This is a genomic window from Paenibacillus andongensis (assembly GCF_025369935.1).
Lineage (GTDB): Bacteria > Bacillota > Bacilli > Paenibacillales > NBRC-103111 > Paenibacillus_E > Paenibacillus_E andongensis.
Window position 1 is genome coordinate 1020148 of record NZ_CP104467.1, and the last position, 12287, is coordinate 1032434.

Genomic DNA, 12287 nt, shown 5'->3' on the forward strand with positions numbered 1-12287 from the left:
TTGAAACTTTTTACAAAAAGCTTTATTTGTTCATGCGCACTTGTTTGTGCGGCAGTATCCATGTTTTCCGCTTCTTCGGTTCAAGCAGCATCATCTACATCCACTGTGAAAGTCCAGGTCAACGATGAGTTGATTAAGTTTCCAGAAGTAGAGCCGTTTATTGACAGCACAGGAACGTTGCAAGTTCCTCTACGCGTACTATCTGAGAAATTAGGTTATCAAGTAGGCTGGGCGAAGCAAGAAAGCGAAATAGTGGTCACGTTGGTGAACAAGCAGCAGACGATTCAACTGACTACCGACGAGAAGCAAGCGATCGTTAACAGCAAGAAGATTAGTCTGGAAAGCAGTCCAACGCTTTATCAAGGTAATACGTATGTACCCTTGCGTTTCATTACTGAAACATTCGGTTCTCCGATTGAATGGAATGAAGCGAATCGTATTGCGATTGTGGATGTCGATGGCAAGTCGCACAAGCCAGCCTGGATTGCACCGCCACCAGCACCAGCTCCAAAGGTTGCAGCGGTAGTTACACCATCCATATCTGCTCAAATCGTGCAAACAGCAAACACATTTATGGGTACGCCATACGTTTGGGGAGGTACAACACCCAGCGGGTTTGATTGTTCCGGATTTGTGCGCTATTTGTACGAAGCTAAAGGTATTGATCTACCCAGAACTTCGGTCCAAATGTACGATGAAGCAGGAACCAGGGTTATGGACTTGAAGGCTGGAGATCTTGTGTTTTTTGCTTCGGGCAGTGTAAATCATGTTGGTATTTATCTGGGAAATGATCAATTCATTTCGGCGACAACGTCTAGAGGCGTAAGGATAGATAGTCTCGCCAGTTCATACTGGGGATCCAGATATGTGGGAGCCAAAAGAGTTCTGTAAGTAAGCCATGTAGTGAAAAAGGATTAAAAATATCGGGCATTTGTTTTCTATGAATCTTTCGAATGAGAGCATAGAAGGCAGATGTTCTTTTTTTATGCGAAATATTGCGATTTTTATCGAAATTTTATGGTTTTTAGCCTATAATGAAGAAATGTTTGGAAGAAAGCAGGTGACACGAACGGCATGCAATTAAGTGTCTGGAAAAGTTGGTTTTATAAAAAAAGACATTCGAATAGAGCAAATAGCATGTATATCGTGGAAAAAGGTCCTGCCATACCGGAGGAGATTCAGGGAGTCATTGATCGATTTTTCCTTACGTATAATCATTTCAAAGGGGCAAGAAGCCTACAGACGGATACGTTTATAAAAGAAGTATTTTACGCAACGAAACAGGATCCTAAGGATCAAAGGTCGATTGAAGAGATGGAAGCCTATATTCAGCAGAAAAATGTGCACCGATTGCGATTGAAATCTTATATTGTCGATGAGTATCTTCGCATAGGCGAGAAGGTTTGCATGATTGGTGTAACGAGGGAATTCAGTAATAATCAGAGAAATCGCGTGCTTTATTTTCTAATAAAAGAGGATCAGTCTTGGCGCTTTCATCATATCGCAAGGTCTCACCATGGGAATGTTCTAGATAAGTTTCAAGTGAATGAGCAAACCGGGTTCGTAGTTGGAGATGATAAAGCCGCTCTCCTCTTTCTGACACACTCCGGGTCTGCCGATGCCTCCACCTTTATATTGGGTGATTATGTGCATGTGGAAGGTTATTTGGAAGTGGAGCAAGAGGTGAGCAGCCAACTGTATTACCGTATTGTACGAATGAATCGAGTGCACTAAAAACGAAGTGAAGCCCGGTAAAGCTGTGGATCCCACTGGATCTGTCCGCCTAAAGATTCAATAATGGCTCGTAAAGGCATATAAATATGACCATCTAGTATGGTAGGTGCTTCAGGGAGTATGACCGATTGCCCATTCACAGTCATCACGGAATGATCCGGCTGAAGCTCAAGACTAGTAGAACCATGATGAACAGTTAGTGTACGGGTTGTACCGTTCCATTCGAATGTGGCACCGATTCTTTCTAGAATGCCCCGAAAGGGGACCATACTTGTCTCTTGCAATAGATAACCTCGGAACTCATGTACGAATTGTCCATTTACCTCTAATTGGATTTGTGGATGATCAAGACGCTCAATGACAAGCGCATTGCTCAGCGCCCTACCGGGACTTCGCAGCATGGAGCCATTAGCATACAGTGATGAACTTGCACCACCATCCATATTCATCGCATCTGTTAAACCTAGCTTTAGAAGAACTTGCGCCATATCTGCCATCGTAGCTGCGGAGAGTGTCCCCATGACGAACTGATGGGAAGCGTCTAACCCAATGAAGCTGCGTACGTTCGCACTCGTAGTGATTTTGGGATCGGTAAAGCCATCCCGTTCGAAGTCCAAATCTACAGCGCCATTGGTAAGCAGATGAGGTCCTGCTCCAATAGCAGCATCAACCGCTGTAAGCATGGAGCTTGCTCCGGTATCTTGATTATGAAGAGATGAGGTCAGCTTCACCGTATCGCCAATATGGATATTAGGCAGCACGTAGGTCTTATTGTTGGCACTATTTCCAAGTAGGAATACCAACCCATCTTCGGGAATATCGACACTCAGCGTCGTAACGGCTGTCACTTTGCCCTCGCGGAGGACAACTTTGGTTGAATTAGGAAAATCGATCGTCCGCCCGAAAGCGCGGGTGTACCAAACGACTTGATCACTTACGGAATCACCGTAATATTTGTTCACACCCCAAGCTGTGAATGTGTAGGCTTTGCTCTGATGAGTAACGCTTATTTGGTGCTCCGTCTGGATTCGCTGTAAGCTCGCGGTTTTGTCGGCGTGAATGAGAAAAGCAGGATTAATGCCGGAGTGCATGATTTCACCGGAGCCGATGAGTAAACCATTGGGGTAGCGTTGGGTATCATTTTTTTCATAGGCGTCAAAAAAAGTCCCATTGATCCCTGCAATCGCATGGTTTCTCGTTAACATGGAGGAGAAGGGCTCATCATGACCAATGCCGTCCTCAGCCGTTACAGGCTTAACGCGCAAGTAAGGATCGGTGAGATCGACGGTGACCCATTGTACAGTAAACGACTTGCCATTATGAGCAATCGTTCGGCTTTGTGTTTGAACGGTACCTTGTGCTGAAGATGAAGTTGGGAAGATAACGGCTGCGGAGAGCAGACAGCTGAGCATCGCGGTGTAAGTAAGAGTGCGGAAACGCGCACGAAGCATGGCAGCTATCATCCTTTCTGGATTTACTTCTTTTTTAATTCGCGCAGGGAATAGAAGGTTCCTCTCCAATTGATGCCACCTTGTCTCCAAGTTAGCCAAACGGAGCGGACGATCGTATAGAGGAGCAGGGAGGCGCTGACAGGAAGCAGGAAAGCTTCATCCCCGCGTTTGCTCATCAGGCGGAACATTAACTTGCGGTATAGCCATATTTGTAAAATGACAGCGACAGCATAGGCGGCTCCTCTCCAGTCCCAAAGGAAGATCAGGCCGAGCCAAGGGAATATAAAAAAGATGAGCTGTCCCAAACAAGCGAGTAAAGCAATGGTGTAGCTGTAGCGAAAGCCGGAGAAAAGGTTTTTCTCCAGACCGATAATCGCTTCCTTGAGGGAGCGGTACCATTCGACTTGTAGGATGTGTTTGCCGGAAAGAACTTTTTGTCGGAAACCAGCTCGTTTGAGGGAGATGCCCAATTGAAGGTCATCATCCGGTCTCAGGGCAATCGATTTATGCGCGCCAATTGCTTCATAAGCGCTGCGGCTGACCATGTTAAAGGCACCAATTCCGATGCCCGGTTCGCGGGCGCTGTCAAGGTTAGCACGCCACGGGCGAACGAATAAGGAAAAAGAGAAGAGGAAGAAATGAACGAAACCTCTAAGCAGTGTGCTTCGCGCAATCATGTTAGGGGTCAGCGTGAGATGTTGTACGTCATGTTCCTTCATATAAGTAACCGCATCTGTAATCGTTCCTGATGAAAAAATGATATCCGCATCTGTAAAAAGTAAATATTGGCCTCTGGCTTGCTGGTACCCTTGGTACAGGGCGTGGTTCTTGCCTAACCAGCCTTCAGGCAGAGAAGTGATGTGTATGATTTGCAGCGGTGTGTGAATATCCGTTTTGTGCTGTGACCACTTCCGCAGCTCTTCAAGCCGGACGCCGGTAGCGTCCTGAGAGCGGTCATTGACGGCGATGATCTCGAGGCGCGGATAATTTTGCGTGAGAAGATGTCGGACGGTTTCTAGGATAGTACTCTCCTCTTCTTTGGCGGCAATAATGACCGATACGAGTGGAGGTTTGTCCGGGAGCTTGGCGGATTTGGGCAGTGTATGCAGTAAATGTATGCCTTTATGCACATCAAAAGTGATATAAAGCCAGTAGAGGAGGGTCAGGATCGCGATAATTCCTAGGGTGGACATGGTGTGCCTCCTTAAATTTTTGCTAGCAAAACTTGCATCGTAAGCTTAATCTTGAAAGAATAGAAGTTGACCGCATTATATCATTCATCAGGAGTGAGGGGAAATTTTGTTGGATGCGTGTGAAGGGAGGATCTGATGGGGGAAGAACGGATTGAACCGCGGGAGCAGTATTGGAAAAAGATGAATGGCGAACAGTTGGCCATCTTTCTCAAGGCGATTGGGAAAAAGTCGGTGATGAAGCCGGATTCGTTGGCTTTTGTATGTATAGGAACAGATCGGTCAACAGGCGATTCACTGGGCCCGCTTGTAGGGAGCAGACTTGTGGAACTCGGGTATCCGCATGTGATAGGAACACTTGAAGCGCCTTGTGATGCTAGTAACTTAACAGCGCGTTTGCAGGAAATTCCACTTGGCTGTGTGGTGATAGCGATTGATGCTTGTTTGGGACAAAAGCTGTCTGTAGGCATGTATCAGGTGTCTAATCAGCCTTTGGCTCCGGGGAAGTCAGTAGGGAAGGTGCTGCCTCAAGTTGGGGATTATACGATCGCAGCTATCGTCAATGCAGACGGGCCAAGACAGTATAGTGTACTCCAAACAACGTCGCTGTACAGCGTATTGAAGATGGCAGATGAAGTGACGAAGGCAATCGAGCATGCTTTTCCTATTTAGAAGGCAGCTTAGGGTAGAACGGAGAGATGATTAGTGGGACCAGGTAGTATGGGGCGGCTTTCCGATAGGAATCGGCCTAAAGCGAAGTTAAAGGATGTTTCGGTTAGACGGATTTTGCGGTTGTTCAAGGGGTATTGGGGGCAATTAATCGCGATTATAGGATTGGCGCTGTTTGCAGCCTTGATTGGTTTAATCCCACCTCTTGTTATGAAAGAAATCATAGATAAAGCGATCCCTCAGGGCAATATGAAGCTTCTGGCAGGGATGGCGCTGTTAATGATATTTCTGCCTGTCGTAAGCGGTGTACTTGGTGTGTGGCAAAATCATCTCAATACCAAAGTAACCCAAGGGGTTATTCGAGATTTGGGACAGTCCTTATTTCATAATTTGCAGCGGCAATCGATGGCTTTCTTTACAGACGCTCGGTCAGGGGAAATTGTTCAGAGGATCACCGGGGACGTTCAGGCTGTGCAAAGTGTTGTGACTTCGCTAGTTGTGTCCTCAATTACACAGATTGTTATTGTTGTTTCGACCATTGGTATTTTGTTTGCTCTTGACTGGAAACTGGCTATAATCTCTGTGCTTATTCTTCCGTTGTTTGTGCTGCCTGTGAAAAAAGTATCGAGGGTAAGGAAATCGCTGCGCACGGAAACGCAGAAAGTGCGTTCGGATATTACTTCTCAACTCAGCGAAAACTTCGGGATTTCCGGTGCTTTGTTGACACGTATTTTCGGCAGGGAGAAGCAGCAGGAAATTGAGTTTACGGCTATGAACCAGAAAGTAATGGATTTGGAGCTGCGGCTCAATCTGGTTGGCCGCTGGTTCGGGATGGCGACGAGCACACTGGGGCCGTTAGGCACAGCGATTATTTATATGTACGGCGGATACTCTGTCATATCCGGCAGCATGACGTTGGGCTCGATCGTCGCCTTCGCGGCGTATCTTGGCCGGTTGTACATGCCCGTAGGTATGCTGTTGAACCTGCATGTTGAGGTGGCCACTGCGCTGGGCGTTTTCCAGCGCATCTTCGAGTACCAGGACATGGTGCCAGATGTCATGGACCATGCGGATGCGCAACCGCTGGGCTCGGTCGCTGGCCGGGTGGCTTATAAGCAAGTTTCCTTCGCTTATAAGCCAGGGCAGTATGCGCTGCGGGACGTCACGTTCGAGGCGCAGCCAGGTGAGATGGTCGCGCTCGTCGGGCCAAGCGGCGCGGGGAAATCAACACTGATCGGCATGATCGCGCGGCTGTACGACCCGACGTCGGGTGTCGTCGAGGTAGATGGCGTGAACGTCCGCGACGTGGAGCTCGCTTCGCTGCGCGCGCAGATCGCGTACGTGACGCAGGAGTCGTTTCTGTTCCATGCGACGATTGGCGACAACCTGCGCTTCGCGCGGGAGGACGCTACGCGTGAGGAGATGGAGGCCGCGTGTCGGCAGGCCTACATCCACGACTTTATCGTGTCGCTTCCCGAAGGGTACGACACGATGGTCGGAGAGCGCGGCCACCGGCTCTCCGGCGGCGAGCGCCAGCGGATCGCGATTGCCCGCGCGATCCTGAAGCGCCCGCGCATCCTCATCCTCGATGAGGCGACGTCGCATTTGGACTCGGAGTCCGAGTCCTATGTGCAGGCGGCGCTCGAAGAGCTGATGCAAGGGCGCACGACGCTCGTGATCGCGCACCGGCTCTCCACGGTACTGGCCGCCGATCACATTCTGGTGATCGAAGCGGGCAGCGTGGTGGAGCGGGGCACGCACAGCGAGCTGCTTGCGCTGGATGGGCTGTACGCGCGGCTGTACAGCACGCAGTTCGCTCACGCTGCTGAGGAGTAACATATAGGCGGCCACTCCGGTTGATAAGTCATGGTAGGGGCTGTCCAAAGAGTAGATAGATAAACTAGAAAGGTTAGCCCCTTCATTGATTTGCATCCATTTTCCAAGGTCGGGCTCTAGTTAGAGGAACGTAGAATCGCTATTTACTTGAAATTAGCTCTAATTCAAGTCTAAGAGGAACGACGATTCGCTATTTCGTTGTTTTTAGCTTCGGATAGCATAATCTTCTTACAATAGAGCACTCACGTTCCGCAAAATTGAAATTTTAGCGCATTTAATCCAAAATAGCGGATTGTCGTTCCGCGGAAGAAATAACACAAAGAATAACGACTCTACCTCATGGGAATAAGATTAACTAAGGTGTCATGGTTTATCTAAGCATAAGGAGCCTCATTTGATGACAAGGCGAAATAGGAAGCTATAATTCCGATATCTTGACAAACCATTCTGTAACTAATAAAATTACAGTACAAAATAGGAATAGGGGTCGTCAAACATGAAATGTAAAATCAATCGAAATGCAGCTAAGGTCTTAAAAAATATGTTGAGTACGGAAGAAGCAGAAGGGAAGATGATTCGTGTATATATTACACTGAATCATGGGGAACATGCTCATTATGATGTTAAGCTTGATACACCTACGGAACATGATGAAATCGTAGAAACAGACAAAGATATTAAAATTTTACTAGATAAACGAGAGAACCTCTTAGATGGGGTTTGGATTCAATATTTTCATGTACCTGAAGAAGGATTTTTCATAACGAACCCTTCAACTGGATTTCTTGAAAAATAAAGTGCAAGCTTGAATAAGTGAAAATCTCAGATTGTTGAGAACTCCCATGTTTCTACACATGGGTTATTTTTATATTGGAGGTATTTTTTATGAGTCAACGCTATCGAATTACAAGAGCATTTCAGGAGAAGGACAATTCGGCGAAAATAATTTCTTTGGAAGAGTGCAAACAGTATTTTACCTCTAAACCGGACTTTTCCTATACATCCGTGTTTACGGTGACAGGTACTACCAGCATGTCCATTGAGGGAGACTTTTTCATGTGGAGTTATGGTGATACCAAAATCCCATTCCGGTATTATCAGGGAGATATTTACGTTTCCGGCACCAATGAAGCAGTGATCCCCAAGATGATTGAGGTTGCGGGTGAATTGGGTGCGGATGTGTTGGAAGGGTAAGAAAAGGCAGCCGAGGGCTGCCTTTTCTAATTGTATAGGAAATTATGCAAATGCCGATTTGTGGATAAGTGATGTAGAATGACGAAGTCGATTTTCGGCTTCTCAGACTCTGTCAGCTCGCAGGGCACTCGCTGTAAGCGCGGAAAACGCGCTTATTTGTTGGGGCGCTCCTGAATAAGCGCGTTTTTCGCGCTTATACAGAACGAACTCGCAGGATGGTCAGCTGAGAAGTCGATTATCGGCATCTCAGACTCTGTCGGCTCGCAGAGCGCTCGCTGTAAGCGCGGTTTTCGCCTAAATGAATGGATCAAGTCTTGTCATTTATCGGACCAGATTCTATTTTCATGGAAACCCATCGCTTAGTTAAAGGTCAGCCATATGCTTTTTAACTTGGGATAATGTGGTATTATTGAAGTCGGATATTTGTTCTTTTTAAGAAAAAAAGGAAGGGCCTGGGATTAGATGCTAAAATATACGATACTAGCTTTTATGCTTGTTTTCTTATTTATTGGTTGTGAGAGTAATAAGAAAAGCGTGGAAAATTCATCATTAGCTACGGCTAGTGAAGTGACTGAATCCCTTAGTCTAATATCGCCATCACCATCTTCAAAAGTCTCGGGACCAGAACAAACTGCTATTGCAACAGCAACAGCAACACCAACAGCAGCAAATATGTCAGTAAATTCAATTATACCTGTTGGTTGGCATATTTTAGAAAAAGTAAAAGGAGAGCCGATACAAGTTGAAGGTGATTTAAACAATGACCGCATTTCAGATATCGCGGCTATTATTGAAAAGACGTCGAATGATAAAGAGGCACCTCCTAGATCACTTTTAATTGCATTCGGTACTAAGGATCATACTTATACGATCTCTATTATTGCTGATAAAGTAGTTTTAAAGGCAGACGAAGGTGGAGTTTGGGGAGACCCATTCGAGAGCCTTACCATAGATAGGGGATCAGTCGTCATAAGCGACTATGGTGGAAGTAATTGGAGATGGTATAACAAATATAGATTTAGGTACCAGGATCATGATTGGTTTTTAATTGGAGCTACGATGGGAACTTATTTTACAGGCACAACAACAAGAGAAAATGCAGATGAGGACGATTATAACTTATTGACCGGAGAATACATAACAAGAAAAACGGATGAACAAGGCCATATAAAAACAACAAAAGGAAACAGAGGAAGAAAAGAACTGGTGAGATTAAAGGATTTTAATATAAATGATATGTAGTGTCCAATTCTAAAAGAATGGAGTGATAGGAATGGATTGCCTCGGGTGTCGAATTTCTAATGGGATGGAGCCAAACGGACGGCATTTCTATATGCCAGAACGGCGGAGTGTTTAACGACTTAACGCATTATCATATGCACATTATTCCAAGAGATAAAGGTGACGGGTTCACCTGGAGCGAACCGCTATTCCCTAACGGTGCAGAATGCAAGGGGTCGGGATGGTGCTTCCGATCTCTTTGTGCTGCCTAAATGTCGACAAAATAAGCGTTTCGCTCATCTATAAAGTGACAAACATTTATCCAATTCAAGCTTATAATGGTTATAAAAGATTCAGAAGTCCTGCTTCTCATTTACAGACACTTGGGAGGGATGGTCAATATGGACAAGCAGTTCATAAAGAGGTTACACACACTTAATCGTCGCGACGAATTGAGATCAAGACTACTAATTGAAGGGATTAAACTCACTCTCAAACGAAAAAAGAAATCGAATTTATTTAGTAGGTTTTTTAATAACAAAAAGAAACCGGTTATTGCTAAAGGATGGAACTGAAATTAAGCGAGTGGCGCGTTAAAGCTGAGAAAACCTCCAGACGTCGGTGAGACGCGTTCGGAGGTTTTTTTCGTCCATGGATACGATATGGATATTGTGAAATGATAAGATCTATAACCAAAATATTCAGCCCTCTACAAAGCGAAAAGGAGGTTGGTCGGTTTGCCTCAGATAGATATGCCATCGTTAATGCTAATTCTTCTGGCTTTGCTTGGTGTCATCAGCCGCAACAATTCAATTACGATTGCTGCCGTCGTACTTTTGCTTATTCGCGTCGTCAATTTGCACCAAGTCTTCCCGTGGATTGAGAAGAATGGACTCTCGCTTGGTATCATTATCCTGACGATTGGGATTTTATCGCCTCTGGCCAGCGGCTCGATCAGCATCAAGGAGCTTTACCAGTCCTTCTTGCACTGGAAATCGATTGCAGCCATCGTCGTTGGCGTGTTGGTAGCGTATCTAGGCGGACGCGGCGCTCTTTTGATGTCCGGTAACCCTACAATCGTAACAAGTCTTGTCATTGGGACAATAATAGGCGTGGCCTTTCTAAAAGGTGTGCCTGTTGGTCCGTTGATAGCTGCTGGAATATTATCACTGCTGATTGGGAAATGACAGCCAAGCCTTGAAAGAGTATATAATTACGACTTGACTATAGGAGTTTCTTATACTATAGTAAACCCATCGGAATTAACTTAACTGACTCGTCAGTTAATGGAAGGGAGTTCATGAAACTGGCATCTTTAGTGAATGAAGAACAGCTTCGAGAGCAGGTTCTGATGAACACAGCATTAGAGCTATTTGCACGCAAAGGATATCACAACACGAAGATTTCCGACGTGGTCAAAGCAGCTGGCGTGTCGCAAGGAACGTTTTACTGGTACTTTGAAGGCAAAGAGCAGCTCGCGGTCCGCCTGATCGAGAATGGCAAAGAGAAGCTAACGAAAGTGATTGAACAAGGCTATCGCAAGCATGCGGGCTCTGTAGATGATATGGTTAGCTCATCTGCAAGATTGTTGACGGATTTGTTCGAGTTCGCCGATCGCAACCGGAATTTGATGGCATTTTTACTTATCAAAGGCCAGGGCGCAGACCCCTTGATCCGGGAAGCTGTTTCGGAAACGTGGATCGCATTCGAGGAAGCCTTCAAGAACAATGTAAACCGAGCCATCGAGCTGGAGATGCTTCCACATTTTACAGACGTATCTCTTCGTGTAAACATACTCGTCTCTTTAATTACAGGCGTTCTTACCAAGTGGTTGTTCGGACCTATGCACGATGTTGATTACACATCCGCATACACGCCTTCGGAAATTGCTGAGGAAACGGCACGGTTCGAATTCCGGGGATTGTTAGGTTAGTAAATAAAATATCATATAGGGGTGTATCAAAATGACAGTTAAGGTTAAACAATTAGTTAAAGCGGCATCATTACTTACAGTCGTGGGTCTAGCGTTAGTCGGGTGTGGAAAAACAACACAACAGCCGGCGGCAAGTCCCACAACCGATTCTAAAAACACACCAGCCGTTTCTCCGGCTTCAGCAAACTTGCTTGAGCAAATCAAGAAAAACGGCAAAATCAAAGTGGGCTTGATGGGTACCTACGCTCCCTACAACTTTTTGAATGATAAGAAAGAAGTAGACGGCTACGATGCCGACATCGCTAAGGGTGTCGCGAAGAAGCTTGGTGTACAAGCTGAATTCATTACCGGTGAATTTTCCGGCTTGATTGAAGGTTTGCAAAAAGATAAATACGACGTATTGATAAGCCAGGTGACCATTACCGAAGACCGCAAGAAAACAATGGATTTCTCCAATCCTTATATTAAAAACTCGGTTAATGTCGTTGTTAAGGGCGATAACAACACGATCAAAGCGATTGAGGATTTCAAAGGCAAAAAGATCGGTATCGGTCTCGGTACGAACGATGAGAAATATTTGCGCGATGTGGCTATGCCGAAGGTCGGAAATTTTGAAATCGCCACGTACAACGATGTCATTTCGTCCTTGATGGACCTGAACACCGGAAGAATTGACGCGACCATCAACAATATCTTTGCCTTGAAGCCTCTCATGGATAAAAACAAGCTGAACATTAAAGCGGTCGGAACGCCGATCAAGGAAGATTTCGCAGGTGTAGCTACCCGCAAAAACAATCCGGAGTTGGTGGAAGCCATCAACAAAGCCTTAAGCGATATGAAAACCGATGGAACGCTTAAAGAAATTCACCAAAAATGGTTTGGTGTCGATCCGAACTTTTAAGTAATTGGAATATATCGGGGACCCCGCAAAGTAATGTATAAACACTTGTCGAAGTTAGCCGAAGAAGCTTGACCGCTTTAAGCGGAAAGTTTAAACGCCGACCGAGCTTGCGCTCGGAGCGGACGGACTAAGCTTCGAAGCAATACGTCACTTTGTGG

12 protein-coding genes are annotated in these 12287 nt (G+C 45.8%); 10 read left to right on the forward strand and 2 right to left on the reverse strand.

Annotated elements, in window-relative coordinates; translation table 11 throughout:
• Both NYR53_RS04685 and NYR53_RS04690 read left to right on the forward strand, forming a co-directional pair.
• Positions 1-891 carry a C40 family peptidase gene (locus tag NYR53_RS04685; RefSeq protein WP_261304119.1) on the forward strand — a complete coding sequence of 297 codons (891 nt, stop codon included), beginning with the start codon at positions 1-3 and terminating at the stop codon, positions 889-891.
• Positions 892-1137: 246 nt separating this feature from the next.
• A complete protein-coding gene (locus NYR53_RS04690) occupies positions 1138-1734 on the forward strand; it encodes a hypothetical protein (RefSeq protein ID WP_261304120.1) in 597 nt (198 codons plus the stop codon).
• Here NYR53_RS04690 and NYR53_RS04695 read toward each other — a convergent pair.
• Together NYR53_RS04695 and NYR53_RS04700 are read right to left on the reverse strand one after the other, a co-directional pair.
• On the reverse strand, positions 1731-3185 hold the full coding sequence (locus NYR53_RS04695; RefSeq protein WP_261304121.1) for a stalk domain-containing protein: 1455 nt from the start codon (positions 3183-3185) through the stop codon (positions 1731-1733). The two genes, NYR53_RS04690 and NYR53_RS04695, sit on opposite strands and share 4 nt — an antisense overlap.
• Positions 3186-3208: 23 nt before the next feature.
• On the reverse strand, positions 3209-4378 hold the full coding sequence (locus NYR53_RS04700; RefSeq protein WP_261304122.1) for a glycosyltransferase family 2 protein: 1170 nt from the start codon (positions 4376-4378) through the stop codon (positions 3209-3211).
• A 135-nt stretch (positions 4379-4513) separates the two neighbouring features.
• Between NYR53_RS04700 and yyaC the strand changes: the two genes are divergently transcribed.
• From yyaC to NYR53_RS04740, 8 genes are all read left to right on the forward strand, one after another.
• Positions 4514-5047: a spore protease YyaC gene (gene yyaC / locus NYR53_RS04705; protein ID WP_261304123.1), complete on the forward strand. Its 534-nt coding sequence runs from the start codon at positions 4514-4516 to the stop codon at positions 5045-5047.
• Positions 5048-5095: 48 nt separating this feature from the next.
• On the forward strand, positions 5096-6880 hold the full coding sequence (locus NYR53_RS04710) for an ABC transporter ATP-binding protein (RefSeq protein WP_261304124.1): 1785 nt from the start codon (positions 5096-5098) through the stop codon (positions 6878-6880).
• Between the two features lie 496 nt (positions 6881-7376).
• Positions 7377-7676, forward strand: coding sequence for an iron-sulfur cluster assembly accessory protein (locus NYR53_RS04715; RefSeq protein WP_261304125.1), 300 nt, complete (start codon positions 7377-7379; stop codon positions 7674-7676).
• Positions 7677-7765: 89 nt separating this feature from the next.
• Positions 7766-8074 carry a hypothetical protein gene (locus NYR53_RS04720; protein ID WP_261304126.1) on the forward strand — a complete coding sequence of 103 codons (309 nt, stop codon included), beginning with the start codon at positions 7766-7768 and terminating at the stop codon, positions 8072-8074.
• Positions 8075-8536: 462 nt separating this feature from the next.
• Positions 8537-9316, forward strand: a complete 780-nt coding sequence (locus NYR53_RS04725; protein ID WP_261304127.1) for a hypothetical protein — start codon at positions 8537-8539, stop codon at positions 9314-9316.
• A 725-nt stretch (positions 9317-10041) separates the two neighbouring features.
• Entirely contained in the window at positions 10042-10482 is a 441-nt protein-coding gene (locus tag NYR53_RS04730; RefSeq protein WP_437180162.1) for a DUF441 domain-containing protein, read from the forward strand.
• A 164-nt stretch (positions 10483-10646) separates the two neighbouring features.
• On the forward strand, positions 10647-11228 hold the full coding sequence (locus NYR53_RS04735) for a TetR/AcrR family transcriptional regulator (RefSeq protein WP_261306277.1): 582 nt from the start codon (positions 10647-10649) through the stop codon (positions 11226-11228).
• 31 nt (positions 11229-11259) lie between these two features.
• Complete coding sequence (locus NYR53_RS04740; RefSeq protein ID WP_261304129.1) at positions 11260-12129, forward strand: transporter substrate-binding domain-containing protein; 870 nt, start codon at positions 11260-11262, stop codon at positions 12127-12129.
• The last annotated feature ends 158 nt before the right edge of the window (positions 12130-12287 follow it).